Genomic DNA, 15,994 nt, shown 5'->3' on the forward strand with positions numbered 1-15,994 from the left:
TACAGCGCTTACCGGGCACAGGAGAGTGGCGTGCTGAATAGATTGGGGATCAGAAGCCGCGTGCTGTTGCTCGCCTTGTTGCCAGCCGGCCTGATGGCGCTGGTGCTGGGCGGCTACTTCACCTGGTTGCAGCAGAGTGAGCTGCAGACCCAACTGCTGCAACGCGGCAAGATGATTGCCGAGCAACTGGCCCCGCTGGTGGCACCGGCCCTGGCGCGGCACGACCCGGCGCAGCTGGAGCGCATTGCCGCCCAGGCCCTGGAGCAGTCCGATGTGCGTGCCGTGGCTTTTCTCGGCCCCGACCGCAACGCCCTGGCCCACGCCGGCCCGAGCATGCTCAACCAGGCACCCACCGGTGGCGGCACGCAGTTGCTGCAGCGCACCGGCAATGACGCCACCCGTTACTTGCTGCCGGTGTTCGGCCGCCACCGCGACCTGGCCGGCGAGCTGATTCCCGGCGAAGCCGATCGCCTGCTCGGCTGGGTGGAAATCGAGCTGTCCCACGACGGCACCCTGCTGCGCGGCTACCGCAGCCTGTTTACCAGCCTGCTGCTGATTTTCCTCGGCCTGGCCGCCACCGCCCTGCTGGCCCTGCGCATGAGCCGCACGATCAACGGCCCGATCGGCCAGATCAAATACGCAGTCACCCAGTTGAAAGACGGCAACCTCGAAGAACGCTTGCCGGCAATGGGCAGTTACGAGCTTGATGAACTGGCTGCGGGGATCAACCGTATGGCCGAAACCCTGCACAACGCCCACGAAGAGCTGCAGCACAGCATCGACCAGGCCACCGAAGATGTGCGCCAGAACCTGGAAACCATCGAGATCCAGAACATCGAGCTGGACATGGCGCGCAAGGAGGCCCTGGAGGCCAGCCGGATCAAGTCCGAGTTCCTCGCCAACATGAGCCATGAAATCCGTACGCCGCTGAACGGCATTCTTGGTTTCACCCATTTACTGCAAAAAAGCGAACTGACCCCGCGCCAGCTCGACTACCTGGGCACCATCGAAAAGTCCGCCGGCAGCCTCTTGGGCATCATCAACGAGATCCTCGATTTCTCCAAGATCGAGGCCGGCAAGCTGGTGCTCGACAGCATTCCGTTCAACCTGCGCGACCTGATCCAGGACACCCTGACCATCCTCGCCCCGGCGGCCCACGCCAAACAGCTGGAGCTGGTCAGCCTGGTGTACCGCGATACACCGCTGTCGCTGGTTGGCGACCCGCTGCGGCTCAAGCAGATCCTTACCAACCTGGTCAGCAACGCCATCAAGTTCACCCGCGAGGGCACCATCGTCGCCCGGGCCATGCTCGAGGACGAGCGCGAAGACAGCGTGCAGTTGCGCATCAGCGTTCAGGACACCGGCATCGGCTTGTCCAGCCAGGATGTGCGGGCACTGTTCCAGGCCTTCAGCCAGGCCGACAACTCGCTGTCGCGCCAACCCGGTGGCACAGGCCTGGGCCTGGTGATTTCCAAGCGCCTGATCGAACAGATGGGCGGTGAGATCGGCGTCGACAGTACGCCCGGCGAAGGCTCGCAGTTCTGGATCAGCCTGAGCCTGCCCAAGGCCCGCGACGACGCCGAAGACCTGCCAACGCAACCGCTGGTGGGCCGCCGCGTAGCAATTGTCGACAGCCACGAGCTGGCGCGCCAGGCCCTGGAGCATCAACTGGAAGACTGTGGCCTGAGCGTCAGCCTGTACACCACGGTCGAACAACTGCTGCACGCGGTCGAAGCCGCCAGCCTGGCCGGGCAACCCTTCGAGCTGGCGGTGCTTGGGGTCAACCTCGACAGCCTCTCGCCGGAGCGCCTCGGCCAATACATCCAGCAACTGGAAAACCTCGCCTGCCAGGCCCTGGTGCTGTGCCCGACCACCGAACAGGCGCTGTACCACCCTTACCTGCCCAATGCTCACGGCCAGTTGCAGGCCAAGCCTGCCTGCACGCGCAAATTGCGCCGGGCCCTGGTCGAGATGGTCCAGCCGCGGCGCCCGGGCAGCGAGAGCAAGCCGGTGTCCGACCAGCCGTTGCCGAAGGTGCTGTGCGTCGACGACAACCCGGCCAACCTGCTGCTGGTGCAAACCCTGCTCGAAGACCTGGGTGCCGAAGTGCTGGCGGTCGACAGCGGCTATGCGGCGGTTCAGGCGGTGCAGGACGAGCGCTTCGACCTGGTGCTGATGGACGTGCAGATGCCCGGCATGGACGGGCGCGAATGCACCGAGCAGATCCGCCAGTGGGAAACCAGCCAGAGCGGCCCGGCGCTGCCAATCGTGGCGCTGACCGCCCACGCCATGGCCAACGAAAAACGCGCCCTGCTGCACAGCGGCATGGACGACTACCTGACCAAACCGATCAGCGAGCGCCAACTGGCCCAGGTGGTGCTCAAATGGACCGGCATGGCCCTCGGTGCGCCGCGCCCGGAACGCCCGCTGGAGCGCACGCCGGACAGCAGCGAACTGAAGGTGCTCGACCCCGAGGAGGGCCTGCGCCTGGCTGCCGGCAAGCCGGACCTGGCCGCCGACATGCTGGCGATGCTGCTGGCGTCGCTGGAGTCCGACCGCGAAGCGATTCGTGTCGCCCGCGAGGCAGCCGACCGCAATGGCATGATCGAGCGCGTGCACCGGCTCAATGGCGCCTCGCGCTACTGCGGGGTGCCGCAACTGCGCGCCGCCTGCCAACGCAGTGAAACCTTGCTCAAGCAGGATGACCCACAGGCGCCGCAAGCGCTGGACGAACTGGACCGGGCCATCACCCGGCTGACTGCCCAGGCGCGCATGAGCGCCTGAACCCTGGCTGACCTGGGGCAAGGCCCGATCCTTGCCCCTTGGTTAAACTTTCCGGCAAAGCCTTCAGGAACATCCCATGCGCGTATTGTTTTTCAGCAGCCAGACCTACGACCAGGACAGCTTCACCAGCGCGGCACCGGCGCCAGAGATTGAGCTGCACTTTCAACCGGCGCGCCTTACCGAAGACACCGCGCCGCTGGCGGCCGGCCACGAAGTGGTCTGCGCCTTCATCAATGACGACCTTGGCGCTGCGGTACTGGAACGCCTGGCGGCCGCTGGCACGCGCCTGATCGCCCTGCGCTCGGCCGGCTACAACCACGTCGACCTGGCCGCCGCCAAACGCCTGGGCCTGGCCGTGGTACGGGTGCCGGCCTACTCGCCACATGCCGTGGCCGAGCATGCGGTGGCGCTGATCCTGGCGCTCAACCGGCGCCTGCACCGGGCCTACAACCGCACCCGCGAAGGCGACTTCACCTTGCACGGCCTGACCGGCTTCGACCTGCACGGCAAGACCGTCGGCGTGGTCGGTACCGGGCAGATCGGCGCGGCCTTTGCGCGGATCATGGCCGGTTTCGGTTGCCAGTTGCTGGCCTACGACCCCTACCCCAACCCCGACCTGCTGGCGCTCGGTGCACGCTACCTGAGCCTGCCGGAGTTGCTGCGCCAGGCCCAGGTCATCAGCCTGCACTGCCCGCTGACCGACGACACCCGCCACTTGATCAACGCCCAGAGCCTGGCCGACCTGCAACCCGGGGCCATGCTGATCAATACCGGCCGCGGCGCCCTGGTCGACACGCCGGCGCTGATCGAGGCGCTGAAAAGCGGCCAGCTCGGCTACCTGGGCCTGGATGTCTATGAAGAGGAAGCCCAGCTGTTCTTCGAAGACCGCTCCGACCTGCCCTTGCAGGACGACGTGCTGGCGCGGCTGCTGACCTTTCCCAATGTGATCGTCACCGCCCACCAGGCCTTCCTCACCCGTGAAGCGCTGGCGGCCATTGCCGCCACCACCTTGGACAACATAAGCCGCTGGGCGGCAGGCAATCCGCAGAACTTGGTCGAGGGTTGATGCTAGGATACGCGGCAGATTTGGAGGACCCATGGTCGAACACGATTTCCGCTACACCCTGTTTAACCCGCAACACACCCTGATCGAGTGCCGCGCCCTGGTGCCAGGCCGCTATCAAGTGACCGGCAACGGCGGCTCGATCCAGAAGAACGACGTTCTGCTGGTGACCCTCAAAGGCAGCAAGGACTTGTCCATGCGCCTGACCGTGGAGTCGGTGCGCCACTTGATCAACCCGACCGGCCAATGGGTCGCGGTAGCCAGCGGCCCGGTGTTCGGCGAACTGGCGATCCACACCTGGGAGGTCAACTGCGACAGCTGCCAGGCCAACCTGAGCTTCGAATTTGCGGTCGACGCCAAACTGGGTAAAAAAGCCCAGCAACCGGCCGCCAGCGCACGCATCGCCGAGCTTGGCTGGATCAGCCGCGGCGACAAACACCTGTGCCCGAAATGCAAGGAGACGGCCCAGTGAAAACGCTGTTGCTCTCAGCCCTGATCGGCACTGCCCTGCTGGGTTGCGCCGCCGAGCCGATGAAGCTGGAACAGGAACGCAGCTACCTGCTGGAATGGATTGGCGAGCGTCCGCTGATGGACTACAGCCACCTGACCCTGACCCTCGCCGCCGACGGCCGCGCCTATGGCAACGGCGGCTGCAACCACTGGTTCGCGCCGTACCAGCTGGACGGCGACAAGCTGAGCTTCGGCAAGGTCGGCAGCACCCGCAAGCTGTGTGCGCCGGCGCTGATGGAGCAGGAAAGACGCTTCCTGCAAGCGCTGGAAACCGTGCAGCGCTGGGATATCTCGCCGATTGAGCAGGTGCGCTTCTGGCCCGCCGAGGGCAAGCCGCTGCGTTTCTGGCCTGAGGAGGGGTGACTTAAGCGGCAAGCCACAAGCTTCAAGCCGCAAGTAAGAGCAGACTGTACGCGCTCTGGCTCTATCTTGCAGCTTGTAGCTTGTAGCTTGAGCCGTCAGGCGCCTTTCAGCGCCTTGATCTTCTGGTTCAGGCCCTCCAGCGTCTGCTCGCCCAGCAACTGCTCACGCACCTTGCCCTTGTCATCGATGATGTAGGTCACCGGCAAGGCTTCGCTGCGCGGCAATTGGTAACGCTCGGCCGGGTCGCTGGCCAGTACGGTGAAGCCGATTCCCAGGGCTTCGCTGGCCTTTTTCAGGTCTTCACCCTGCAGGCCGTCGAAGTTCACCCCCACTACCTGCACGCCCTGCCCCTGCCATTGCTTGGCCGCGGCGTTGAGTTCGGGAATTTCGATACGGCACGGGCCGCACCATTCCGCCCAGTAGTTGAGCACCAGCCAGTGCCCTTCAATCTGCTCGGCTTTCACTGCCTGGCCGTGCTGGTCCAGGCCGTAATCTGCACCGCAACCGCCAAGCAACAGGCTCGCGGTGATGGCCAGTGCTGCTGCCAAACGCCTTGTCATGGGTCAATCCTTCTCGAAGATTCAAGCAAAATGCGAAGTCGCTGCGGTTAGAATAGCCGCCACACCCTGCTGGATGCGACCCGAACATGACTGACCTGACCCTCTATCACAATCCGCGCTGCTCCAAATCCCGTGGCGCCCTGGAGCTGCTCGAAGCCCGCGGCCTGGCCCCGACCGTGGTGCGCTACCTGGAAACCCCGCCGACCGCCGGCGAGCTCAAGGCCCTGCTCGGCAAGCTTGGCATCAGTGCCCGCCAGCTGCTGCGCAGCGGTGAAGACGAATACAAGACGCTCAACCTGGCCGATGCCAGCCTCAGCGAGGCGCAGTTGATCGAGGCCATGGTCCAGCACCCGAAGCTGATCGAGCGGCCGATCCTGATTGCCGGCAATAAAGCCGCAATCGGCCGGCCACCGGAGAAGGTGCTGGAGATCCTGCCGTGAGCGCGCCATATATCCTGATCCTGTTCTACAGCCGCCACGGCTCGACCAGCGAGATGGCCCGGCAGATTGCCCGCGGCGTCGAGATGGCCGGCCTTGAGGCACGTATCCGCACGGTACCGGCGATTTCCACCGAGTGCGAAGCCGTCGCCCCGGACATCCCCGACACCGGCGCCCTGTATGCCAGCCTCGACGACCTGCGCCACTGCTCGGGCCTGGCCCTGGGCAGCCCGACGCGCTTTGGCAACATGGCCGCACCGCTCAAGTACTTCATCGACGGCACCAGCAGCCTGTGGCTGAGCGGCGGCCTGGTCGGCAAACCAGCGGCGGCGTTTACCTCCACCGCCAGCCTGCACGGCGGCCAGGAATCGACCTTGCTGTCGATGCTGCTACCACTGATGCACCACGGCATGCTGATCATGGGCCTGCCCTACAGCGAGTCGGCGCTGCTGGAAACCCGTGGCGGCGGCACCCCTTACGGCGCCAGCCACCATGCCGGCGCCGACGGCAAGCGCGACCTGGATGCCGACGAAATCGCCCTGTGCCGCGCCCTGGGCCAGCGTCTGGCGTCTACCGCCAAACTGCTGGAGAACGGCCGTGGCTAAAAAGCCCAAGGTATTGCCGTCGCTCGAATGGCTGGCGCCGCGCCTGCGCCTGACCCGGGCGCTGAGCCTGGCAAGCTTTTTCGGCCTGGTCGCCCTGCTGACCCTGAACAACCTGCTGTTCGCCGACCTTCATGGTGCGCGGGTCGGGGTGATCCTGGCGATCGAGCTGGTGCCGCTGGCCCTGCTGCTGCCGGGCATGCTGCTGGGCAACGCCCGCGCCCATGCCTGGACCTGCTTTGTGGTCAACCTGTACTTCATCAAGGGCGTGCTCGCCGCGTTCGACCCGGCGCGGGCGCTGTTCGGCTGGCTGGAAGTGGCGATCAGCCTGGCGCTGTTCGTCAGTGCCTTGCTGTATGTGCGCTGGCGCTTTCAGTATGAGCGGCGGTTGGCCGGAGAAGGTTCGAACTAAGAGTTGAATCCATCGCTGGCAAGCCAGCTCCCACAGGGTTTTGTGGGAGCTGGCTTGCCAGCGATGATGGCACCACCGATCTCAGTGATTGACGGTGTGCGCCAGCATCACCGACAGCTGGCACAGCGGCCGCCCGCTCTGCGCATGCCACTGGTTGAAGGCTTCCTGCACCAGGGCCAGGTCGCGCTGGCTGGTCGGCGGCTTGTCGATGATGTCCTGGGCGATCAGCGCCGCGGCCATGTCATTGGTGGGGATGAAGGTGTCCTTGCCGCACATGCGCAAGAAACGCGGCGCCGACAGCCCGCCCAGCTGGTTGCCATGCTTGGCCAGGTACTTCCACAGACCGACGATGTCGGTCACCGGCCAGTCGGCAATGAACGCGCCAAAGCTGCCGTGCTGCTTCTCGATGTCGAGGATCATCTGCGCATTGCGCGGCACGCTCTTGAGCTTGCCCAGGTGGCGGATGATGCGCGTGTCCTGCATCAGCCGCTCCAGGTGCTCGGCACCCATCAGCACGACCTTTTGCGGGTCGAAGCCGAAAAACACCTGCTCGAAGGCCGGCCACTTGGCGTCCACCAGGCTGTGCTTCAAGCCGGCGCGAAACACCCGCAGGGCCAGGGTCGACAGGTAGCGGTCGGCGCCGATCTCACGCAACTGCGCGGGGCTTTTCGCCTGGGGCAGGTGCGCTTCGAGGGCGGCGGCCGAGCCGAAGCGGTTCAGGCAGTACTCATGCAGCCATTGGTAATCGCGCATGGCCGTCAGATGTTCAGCACGTCGACAAAGCGCGGGGTGGCGGTCTCGTCGATCTTCAGGCTGGTGAAGTCGAACAGGTTGCGGTCAGCCAACTGCGACGGCACCACGTTCTGCAGGCCACGGAAGATGTTCTCGGTACGCCCCGGGGTCTTGCGCTCCCACTCCACCAGCATGTCCTTGACCACCTGGCGCTGCAGGTTTTCCTGCGAGCCGCAGAGGTTGCACGGGATGATCGGGAATTCCTTCATGTCCGAGTAGGCCTGGATGTCCTTCTCGCTGCAGTAGGCCAGCGGGCGGATTACCACGTTGCGCCCGTCGTCGGCACGCAGCTTGGGCGGCATGGCCTTGAGGGTGCCGTTGAAGAACATGTTGAGGAAGAAGGTCTCGACGATGTCGTCGCGGTGATGCCCCAGGGCCATCTTGGTCGCGCCGATTTCGTCGGCGAAGGTGTACAGGGTGCCACGGCGCAGGCGCGAGCACAGCGAGCAGGTGGTCTTGCCCTCCGGGATCAGTTCCTTGACCACCGAGTAGGTGTCTTTCTCGACGATGTGGTACTCGACACCGAGCGCCTCGAGGTAGGCCGGCAGCACGTGCTCGGGAAAGCCCGGCTGCTTCTGGTCCATGTTCACCGCGACGATGTCGAACTTGATCGGCGCCACTTTCTGCAGGTGCAGCAGAACATCGAGCATGGTGTAGCTGTCTTTGCCGCCGGACAGGCAGACCATGACCTTGTCACCGTCTTCGATCATGTTGAAGTCGGTGATGGCTTCGCCGGCGAGACGACGCAGGCGTTTTTGCAGTTTGTTCTGGTTGACCGAAAGGGTGCCCATAGCGCTTGGAATCCGCGAGGTGTGACAAAAGCCGAGCATTTTACCCTTAAACCGCCAGTGGGCGTAGGCCAATCCGATAAAGACTGCATCGTGCTTAAGCACGGCCCTGACAGCGCGATTTGCTCTAAAAAGCTGGCTTTATGCGGCGAACGCCTTCCTATACTGCGACATAAGGCCACACAAAGGTGACCTCCAACCTCTGGCCCAGACTTGGGGCCGCAAGCGCTCCGCTGGGGGGCGATGGCAACAACGAAAGGAGTGACCGGCATGATCCATCACGTTGTTGGGCTATTTACCCATCCCGATCAGGAATGGAAAGAAATACGCGGTGAAGAAGAAAGCATAAGCCACATGTACCTGACCCACACGCTGATCCTCGCCGCGATCCCGGCGGTTTCGGCGTTTATCGGCACCACCCAGGTCGGCTGGGTCATCGGCGATCGCGCACCGGTCATGCTGACCCAGGAAAGCGCGCTGTGGATGACCATCATGTCCTACCTGGCCATGCTCGGCGGCGTGGCGGTGATGGGCGCGTTCATCCACTGGATGGCCCGCACCTACGATGCCAACCCAAGCCTGGCGCGCTGCATCGCCTTTGCCACCTACACCGCGACGCCCCTGTTCGTCGGCGGCCTGGCGGCGCTGTACCCGCACCTGTGGCTGGGCATGATCGTCGGCACCGCAGCGGTGTGCTACACGGTGTACCTGCTGTATGTCGGCTTGCCGACCTTCATGAACATTCCTTCCGATGAGGGCTTTCTGTTCTCGAGTTCGGTACTGGCGGTAGGGCTGGTGGTGCTGGTCGCCATCATGGCCTTCACCGTGATTGTCTGGGGACTGGGCGTGGGGCCCGTCTACACCAACTGACCTGCATTATTAGAAACAGCAACATAGGTGCACTCACCATCAGGCCGCCGCAAGGCGGCCTGATACTGTGCGCTGACAGGTGGCTCGGCAGCGCCGCCGCGGTTGCGGCATAATTGTCGGCCAGGAGTGTTCCCCGATATGCCCGAACTGCTCAAATCCCGCGTCGAAACCTGTTACCAGCAAGCCGAAACCTTTTTCAAACGGCCCTTCCCGCGCCCCGAAGTCAGCTTCAAGCTGCGCGGCCAGAAGGCCGGCGTCGCGCACCTGCACGAGAACCTGCTGCGCTTCAACCTGCAGCTGTACCGCGAAAACAGCGAAGACTTCCTCAAGCAGACCGTACCCCACGAGGTCGCCCACCTGGTGGCCCACCAACTGTTTGGCGAGCGTATCCAGCCCCATGGCGAGGAATGGCAGCTGATCATGCGCGGCGTGTACGAGCTGCCGCCACACCGCTGCCACAACTACGCGGTCAAGCGCCGCACGGTCACCCGCTACATCTACCGTTGCCCGTGCGCCGGCAGCGACTTCCCGTTCTCGGCGCAACGCCACAGCCTGGTGCGCCAGGGGCGGCGCTACCTGTGCCGGCGCTGTCGCCATACCCTGGTGTATAGCGGCGAGACCCGGGTGGAGTAAAAGCATCGCGGGGCAAGCCCCCGCAGACACAAAAAAGCCCATCCGAAGATGGGCTTTTTGCGCTACGCAGCCTGCCGGTTAGCGAGCAGGGCCTTCAGCCACACCGAGGTCATCCATCGGGCGGGTGTCGGTCAGCGGCGAGCCGCCGGACGCCAGCTCGGCGTGCAGCTTGTCTTCGTCCAGTTCCTTGACCCATTTGGCCACGACCACGGTGGCCACAGCGTTGCCGATCAGGTTGGTCAGGGCGCGGGCTTCGGACATAAAGCGGTCGATGCCAAGGATCAGCGCCAGGCCTGCAACCGGCAGGTGGCCAACGGCCGACAGGGTTGCGGCGAGGACGATGAAGCCACTACCGGTAACGCCGGCAGCACCTTTGGAAGCAACCAGCAGCACCAGCAGCAGGGTGATCTGGTGGGTGATGTCCATGGTGGTATCGGTGGCCTGGGCGATGAACACCGCGGCCATGGTCAGGTAGATCGAGGTACCGTCGAGGTTGAACGAGTAGCCGGTCGGGATCACCAGGCCAACCACGGATTTCTTCGCGCCCAAGCGCTCCATCTTGGTCAGCATGCGTGGCAGCGCCGACTCCGAGGAGGAGGTACCGAGGACGATCATCAGCTCTTCACGGATGTAGCGGATCAGCTTGAGGATGCTGAAACCGTGGGCGCGGGCGATACCGCCGAGCACCACCAGGATGAACAGCACGCAGGTGACGTAGAAGCAGATCATCAGCTGGCCCAGTTGCACCAGCGAACCGACGCCGTACTGGCCGATGGTGAAGGCCATGGCACCGAAGGCACCGACCGGCGCCAGCTTCATGATCATGTTGATGATGTTGAACATGACATGGGCGAAGCGGTCGATCAGGTCCAACAGCGGCTTGCCATAGGCACCCAGGCGATGCAGGGCGAAGCCGAAGATCACCGAGAACATCAGCACTTGCAGGATGTCGCCGTTGGCGAAGGCGCCGACCACGGTGTTGGGGATGATGTTGAGCAGGAAGCCGACGGTGGTCTGCTGCGCGCCGGCGGCGGCGTAAGCGGCCACGCTGCTGGCGTTGAGGGTGCTGACATCGATGTGCATGCCGGCGCCAGGCTTGACCACGTTGACCACCACCAGGCCGATGATCAGGGCGATGGTCGAGACAATTTCGAAGTAGAGCAGCGCGTAGCCACCGGTCTTGCCGACCGATTTCATGTTCTGCATGCCGGCGATGCCGCTGACCACGGTACAGAAGATGATCGGGGCGATGACCATTTTGATCAGTTTGACGAACCCGTCACCCAGTGGCTTCAGGGCCACGCCGGTTTCAGGGTAGTAATGGCCCAGCAGGATACCGATGGTGATCGCTACTAACACCTGGATATACAGCGATTTGTACAGTGGCTGACGCGTCGTCATGGCTAATTCCTCAAGGGTACCGGCTCATCCGTCCCAGGATGCGGGGTACCTAAAGCGCGAACCCTCCTGCACTGGAGGGATTTGTTGTGTCGAGCTGCCTGGCAGAACTCTGATGAGTCCATAGCAAGCCCGATGCCAAAATGCGCTTTAACGGTGCAAGCCCCGGTTTTACGGGGCTGCGATGCACAAAGAGGTTGCAGGTCGAGGGGCTGGGGTTGGCGGATTTCCGCACGCCATGCAAAGGTTTGTGACAATGATGGCGGTAATCCGCCTAGGTATTTCGCTCCAGCTCAAAACGGATGCGAAAGGCCGCACCGCCCAGCGGCGAGTCATCGAGGGTCAGGGTGGCGTCGTAGCTTTCGATGATGTCCTTGACCACCGCCAGGCCAATGCCCTGCCCCGGGTTCTGCCGGTCGAGGCGCTCGCCACGCTGGAGGATGCGTTCGCGCTGGTCGGGCGGCACGCCTGGGCCATCGTCCTCGATGCACAGCACCACCTGTGCCTCATTGGCCTGCAGGCTGATGCGAACCTGGCCCAGGCACAGGCGGTAGGCGTTCTCCAGCAGGTTGCCGAGCAGCTCGAGCAAGGCGCCCTGCTCCATGGGCACCATGGCGTTGGCCGGCACGTCCACGCTGATGTGCACATGTTTGTCGCGGTAGACCTTGGCCAGGGTGCTGCACAGGCTGTCGAGCAATGGTCGCAACTGCACCTGGTGGCGCACCAGGCCGCTCTTGCGCAGGCTGGCGCGCTGCAACTGGTAGTCGATCTGCTGGCTCATGCGCTCGATCTGGCTTTGCAGCACCCGCGCCTGCTCACGGTCTTCGCGGCGCTGGGCCATGCTCTCACTGACGCCCTGGAGCACGGTCAACGGGGTTTTCAGGCTGTGGGCCAGGTCGCCGAGCGAATCCCGATAGCGCCGGCGCTGCTCGCGTTCGCTGCGCAGCAGGCGGTTGAGCGAGTCGGTCAGGCGCAGCAACTCCCGCGGGTGCTCACCGCTCAGGCCTTCGCGGGCACCGGATTCGACATCATCAAGCTCGCGGCTCATCTGCCGCAGCGAACGCAGGCCCCAGGTCAGGCCGGCCCAGAGCAGCACCAGCAACGCCAGCAACGCCGCGCCAAAGCCCAGGTAGAGTTTTTCGCGCAGCCCGTCGAGGGTGTGCTGGTATTCACGCACCGGTTGCAGGGCGACGATGCTGAAGGCGGCGGTCTTGCCGCCAAGCAGCTTGACCTCGACGTCGTAGACGAAGAACTCCTCGCCGTTGTCCTGGCGAATCCGCGCAAATTCGTTGCCGCGCCCGTCGTAGCGCGGGGTGTAGTTGATGTTCTCATCCGCCGTGGCCCGTGAGCGCCACACCAGGTTGCCCTGGCGGTCGTAGATGTAGCCGAGCAGGCGGCTGTCGGGCAGGTTGAATTTCTCGTCGGGCAACAGCACCGGCATCTGCAGGTTGCCTTTCTCGATGCGCGCGGCGGAAATCAAGGTAGTGACGTCCGAAGCCAGGCGCTGCTCGATCGATTCCTGCAAGGCCAGGCTGAAGGCCTTCTGCAAGGCCGGCAGCAAGCCGAGCATGAACAGCAGCGCCAGCACCGCAGCCGCCAGCATCAAGCGCAGTCGTAACGAACGGATCATCGGCAACGCTCGGTGAACAGATAACCCAGGCCGCGCACGGTATCGATCGGCTTGAAGCCGTTGCTGCCCTCAAGCTTGCGCCGCAGGCGGCCGACCAGCACCTCTATGACATTCGGGTCGCGCTCGTCATCGTCCGGGTACAGCTGCTCCATCAGGCGGTCCTTGGCCACCACCTGCTGGTGATGCCGCATCAGGTACTCGAGGATGCGGTATTCATAGGCGGTCAGCGCCAGGGGTTGTTCGTCGAGGGTTGCCTGTTTGCGATTAAGGTCGAGCACCAGGGGACCGGCAGCGATGGTCGACTGGGTAAAGCCGCTGGAGCGGCGCAGCAAAGCGTTGAGACGGGCTTCGAGTTCTTCGAACTGAAAGGGTTTGACCACATAGTCGTCGGCGCCGGCGGCCAGGCCTTCGACCTTGTCCTGCCAGTTGCCACGGGCGGTGAGGATCAGGATCGGGAAACTCTTGCCCTGGGAACGCAATTGGCGGATCAGGTCGAGCCCGCTCATGCCCGGCAGGCCCAGGTCGATCACCGCCAGGTCATGGTTGAACTGCTCGGCCTGGTACAGGGCCTCCTCGGCATCGGCCACCGCTTCGACCACATGCCCGCTTTCCGTCAAGCGGCTGTACAAGTGATGACGCAAGAGTGCCTCATCCTCGACCACCAGCAGTTTCATACGCTCCTCCAGACCCGTGCCGGCCTTCATTGGCCAGTCAATTTTGTAGACGAATGCAGAATAACAGCGAACCGGCCGTGCGCATGCAGGCCGGTTCGGACATCGCCAGGCGACTTAGAACGCGTAGTTGGCCGACAGGTAGGTCTGGGCGCTGCTGTTCAGGCGCAGGCTGCCGACTTTCGGACCGTCATGCTCGGACAACTCGGTGCTGGCGTTGCTGCGCAGGTAACGGTAGCCCAGTTCCACCGAGGCATTGTCGCTGACTTGCTGCAGCACGCCGGCTTGCAGGCCGATGGCGTAACCGGTGTCGGTGTCGCGGCTGTAGCCGGAGGATTCCATGCTCATCTTGGTCAGGCCGGCGCTGGCGCCACCGAACAGCTTGGTGGTGTTGCCCAGCGGGTAGAACATGTCGTAGCTGCCCAGGAGGTTTTCCTGGCGTACTTTCAGGCCGCTGTGGTCGTTGGAGACGTTGTCATAAGTCAGGTAGTAGCGGCCCTGGTCGTTCATCTGGCCGACGCGGATGCCGTAGGTGCTGTCCTTGCTGATGATGCCGTCGGTGTTCAGGTGATCGGTGTTGCGGGTCAACAGGCCGGACTTTTTCATCTTGTCGCTGGTCTGACCATAAGTGACGCCGGCGAAGGTGGTGTCAGCGGCCTGGGCGGCGGCGCTGGCGCCAAGGAAAGCAACGGTGAGCAGCAGGGTGTTGAGCTTTTTCATCGTGTGGTACTCCAGGTGATGCACTGTGTTGGTGTGGAAGCTAGAGTAAGCAAGCCCTCCTGAACCGCCGCTGAACCCTGGCTGAACCTCGGCTGAACAGCTGCACTGAGAGCAAAACCGACTGCAATCAAGGAGTACGACCATGCGTTGTCTGCTCGCTCTGGCCCTGATCGGTGCCGCCAGCCTGGCCCAGGCGGCGGTGCAAACCCGTGAGATTCCCTACCAGGATGCCGATGGCAAGCGCCTGGTCGGCTATTACGCCTACGACGACGCCGCCGAGGGCAAACGCCCGGGCGTGGTGGTGGTGCATGAATGGTGGGGGCTCAACGACTATGCCAAGCGCCGCGCCCGCGACCTTGCCGGGCTTGGCTACAGCGCCTTGGCCATCGACATGTATGGCGACGGCAAGCACACCGAGCACCCGGCCGATGCCCAGGCGTTCATGGCTGCCGCGCTGAAAGACCCGAGCGCGGCAGCCGAGCGCTTCGATGCCGGGGTTGAACTGCTCAAGCTTCAGCCACAGACCGATAAAGAGCAGATCGCCGCCATCGGCTACTGTTTCGGCGGCAAGGTGGTGCTCGACGCCGCGCGCCGTGGTGAAGCGCTGGCCGGGGTGGCCAGCTTCCATGGTGCGCTGGTCACCAACACGCCGGCGACAGCGGGCAGCGTCAAGGCCAAAGTGCTGGTAGAGCATGGCGCCAGCGACAGCATGGTGACCGCGGAGCAGGTGGAGAAATTCAAGGAAGAAATGCACGCAGCCGGGGCGACCTATGAGTTCGTCAGCATTCCCGGGGCCAAGCACGGCTTTACCAACCCCGATGCCGACCGCCTCAGCCATGGCGAGCATGGCGGGCCGGATATTGGCTACAACAAGGCGGCGGATGAAAGCTCGTGGGCGGACTTGCAGGCGTTCTTCAAGAAGATCTTCACTAAAGGTTGACCCCCGGTAGGAGCGGGCTTGCCCCGCGCTAGCGGTGTGACAGACACGCCGCTAGCGCGGGGCAAGCCCGCTCCTACACCGTGACACGTTGGCAGCAGCCACGGCACAATACCGGCCATGAACCGACTGCCCTCCTGCTGCGCCCCGCTCCTGCACCACTGGCCCCTGCCGCGTCCGGTCCCCGGCGCGATACTGGTCAGTTGCCCGTTCGACCCCGCCCTGCTTGCCAGCGACGACTTCGCTCGCGCCGGTATCGAGCAAACCGCCAGCCTGCAACGCTCGGTGGCCAAGCGCCAGGCCGAGTACCTGGCCGGCCGGGTGTGTGCCCGCGCCGCCTTGATGCAGCTCGATGGCCGCGACTATGTCCCCGGCACCGATGAAGACCGCGCGCCGATCTGGCCGGCCGGCATCTGCGGCTCGATCACCCACGGCAAAGGCTGGGCCGCCGCCGTGGTGGCGCGCAGCAGCGATTGCCAGGGCCTGGGCCTGGACCAGGAATGCCTGCTCAGCGACGAGCGCGCCGAACGCCTGGCCCGGGAGATTCTTACCGACGCCGAACTGCAGCGTATGGACCCCGGCCAGGTAGGCCTGACCGTGACCCTGACCTTCTCGCTGAAAGAAAGCCTGTTCAAGGCGCTCTACCCGATCGTCAAGCAGCGCTTCTATTTCGAGCATGCCCAAGTGCTGGAGTGGTCCGCAGACGGCTATGCGCGCCTGCGCCTGCTGACCGACCTGTCGGCGCACTGGCACCACGGCCGGGAGCTCGAGGGGCAGTTCTGCCTGCAGGATGACCAGCTGTTGAGCCTGATCAGCGTCTGAGT

At 64.1% G+C, this 15,994-nt stretch carries 18 protein-coding genes; 11 read left to right on the top strand and 7 right to left on the bottom strand.

Going from position 1 to position 15,994, the window contains the following annotated elements; genetic code table 11:
- Positions 1-30: 30 nt before the first annotated feature.
- From LOY34_RS20685 to LOY34_RS20700, 4 genes are all read left to right on the top strand, one after another.
- Positions 31-2,784 carry a response regulator gene (locus tag LOY34_RS20685; protein WP_045195580.1) on the top strand — a complete coding sequence of 918 codons (2,754 nt, stop codon included), beginning with the start codon at positions 31-33 and terminating at the stop codon, positions 2,782-2,784.
- Positions 2,785-2,860: 76 nt separating this feature from the next.
- Positions 2,861-3,850, top strand: a complete 990-nt coding sequence (locus LOY34_RS20690) for a 2-hydroxyacid dehydrogenase (protein ID WP_195884840.1) — start codon at positions 2,861-2,863, stop codon at positions 3,848-3,850.
- A gap of 31 nt (positions 3,851-3,881) precedes the next feature.
- Positions 3,882-4,319, top strand: coding sequence for a hypothetical protein (locus LOY34_RS20695; protein ID WP_195884841.1), 438 nt, complete (start codon positions 3,882-3,884; stop codon positions 4,317-4,319).
- Positions 4,316-4,720, top strand: a complete 405-nt coding sequence (locus LOY34_RS20700) for an META domain-containing protein (RefSeq protein ID WP_371128638.1) — start codon at positions 4,316-4,318, stop codon at positions 4,718-4,720. Before LOY34_RS20695 ends, LOY34_RS20700 begins: the two co-directional genes overlap by 4 nt.
- Positions 4,721-4,815: 95 nt before the next feature.
- Here LOY34_RS20700 and LOY34_RS20705 read toward each other — a convergent pair whose 3' ends face one another.
- Positions 4,816-5,280, bottom strand: coding sequence for a TlpA disulfide reductase family protein (locus LOY34_RS20705; protein WP_093380276.1), 465 nt, complete (start codon positions 5,278-5,280; stop codon positions 4,816-4,818).
- An 86-nt stretch (positions 5,281-5,366) separates the two neighbouring features.
- Here LOY34_RS20705 and arsC point away from each other — a divergent pair, with 86 nt between their 5' ends.
- The 3 genes from arsC to LOY34_RS20720 are packed head-to-tail and all read left to right on the top strand — an operon-like array spanning position 5,367 to position 6,731.
- Positions 5,367-5,720 (top strand): arsenate reductase (glutaredoxin), encoded by a 354-nt coding sequence (gene arsC, locus LOY34_RS20710; RefSeq protein WP_195884842.1) that lies wholly within the window; start codon positions 5,367-5,369, stop codon positions 5,718-5,720.
- A complete protein-coding gene (gene wrbA / locus LOY34_RS20715; protein WP_093380271.1) occupies positions 5,717-6,322 on the top strand; it encodes an NAD(P)H:quinone oxidoreductase in 606 nt (201 codons plus the stop codon). Before arsC ends, wrbA begins: the two co-directional genes overlap by 4 nt.
- Positions 6,315-6,731, top strand: a complete 417-nt coding sequence (locus LOY34_RS20720; RefSeq protein ID WP_045195592.1) for a DUF2069 domain-containing protein — start codon at positions 6,315-6,317, stop codon at positions 6,729-6,731. Before wrbA ends, LOY34_RS20720 begins: the two co-directional genes overlap by 8 nt.
- An 81-nt stretch (positions 6,732-6,812) precedes the next feature.
- Here the strand turns inward: LOY34_RS20720 and LOY34_RS20725 are convergent, their stop codons facing one another.
- Both LOY34_RS20725 and ttcA read right to left on the bottom strand, forming a co-directional pair.
- Complete coding sequence (locus tag LOY34_RS20725) at positions 6,813-7,484, bottom strand: DNA-3-methyladenine glycosylase I (RefSeq protein ID WP_093380267.1); 672 nt, start codon at positions 7,482-7,484, stop codon at positions 6,813-6,815.
- A gap of 5 nt (positions 7,485-7,489) precedes the next feature.
- Positions 7,490-8,314: a tRNA 2-thiocytidine(32) synthetase TtcA gene (gene ttcA, locus LOY34_RS20730; protein WP_038993896.1), complete on the bottom strand. Its 825-nt coding sequence runs from the start codon at positions 8,312-8,314 to the stop codon at positions 7,490-7,492.
- 267 nt (positions 8,315-8,581) lie between these two features.
- On the opposite strand from ttcA, the gene LOY34_RS20735 reads away from it, so the two are divergent.
- Both LOY34_RS20735 and LOY34_RS20740 read left to right on the top strand, forming a co-directional pair.
- Positions 8,582-9,181: a Yip1 family protein gene (locus tag LOY34_RS20735; protein WP_093380265.1), complete on the top strand. Its 600-nt coding sequence runs from the start codon at positions 8,582-8,584 to the stop codon at positions 9,179-9,181.
- A 138-nt stretch (positions 9,182-9,319) separates the two neighbouring features.
- Positions 9,320-9,814 (top strand): SprT family zinc-dependent metalloprotease, encoded by a 495-nt coding sequence (locus LOY34_RS20740; RefSeq protein WP_045195598.1) that lies wholly within the window; start codon positions 9,320-9,322, stop codon positions 9,812-9,814.
- Between the two features lie 78 nt (positions 9,815-9,892).
- Here the strand turns inward: LOY34_RS20740 and LOY34_RS20745 are convergent, their stop codons facing one another.
- The 4 genes from LOY34_RS20745 to LOY34_RS20760 all read right to left on the bottom strand — a co-directional run bounded on the left by LOY34_RS20745 (position 9,893) and on the right by LOY34_RS20760 (position 14,233).
- A complete protein-coding gene (locus LOY34_RS20745; protein ID WP_045195599.1) occupies positions 9,893-11,215 on the bottom strand; it encodes a dicarboxylate/amino acid:cation symporter in 1,323 nt (440 codons plus the stop codon).
- A 271-nt stretch (positions 11,216-11,486) separates the two neighbouring features.
- The gene (locus tag LOY34_RS20750; protein WP_093380262.1) at positions 11,487-12,842 is read right to left on the bottom strand and encodes an ATP-binding protein; all 1,356 of its coding nucleotides are present in this window, start codon (positions 12,840-12,842) and stop codon (positions 11,487-11,489) included.
- Positions 12,839-13,516, bottom strand: a complete 678-nt coding sequence (locus tag LOY34_RS20755; RefSeq protein ID WP_045195602.1) for a response regulator — start codon at positions 13,514-13,516, stop codon at positions 12,839-12,841. Before LOY34_RS20755 ends, LOY34_RS20750 begins: the two co-directional genes overlap by 4 nt.
- A 114-nt stretch (positions 13,517-13,630) precedes the next feature.
- On the bottom strand, positions 13,631-14,233 hold the full coding sequence (locus LOY34_RS20760) for an outer membrane protein (RefSeq protein ID WP_045195603.1): 603 nt from the start codon (positions 14,231-14,233) through the stop codon (positions 13,631-13,633).
- Between the two features lie 142 nt (positions 14,234-14,375).
- Here LOY34_RS20760 and LOY34_RS20765 point away from each other — a divergent pair, with 142 nt between their 5' ends.
- Both LOY34_RS20765 and LOY34_RS20770 read left to right on the top strand, forming a co-directional pair.
- Entirely contained in the window at positions 14,376-15,173 is a 798-nt protein-coding gene (locus LOY34_RS20765) for a dienelactone hydrolase family protein (protein ID WP_045195604.1), read from the top strand.
- Between the two features lie 117 nt (positions 15,174-15,290).
- Positions 15,291-15,992, top strand: coding sequence for a 4'-phosphopantetheinyl transferase (locus tag LOY34_RS20770; protein ID WP_258663963.1), 702 nt, complete (start codon positions 15,291-15,293; stop codon positions 15,990-15,992).
- Positions 15,993-15,994: the final 2 nt, after the last annotated feature.

This window comes from Pseudomonas sp. B21-009, from assembly GCF_024749345.1.
Lineage (GTDB): Bacteria > Pseudomonadota > Gammaproteobacteria > Pseudomonadales > Pseudomonadaceae > Aquipseudomonas.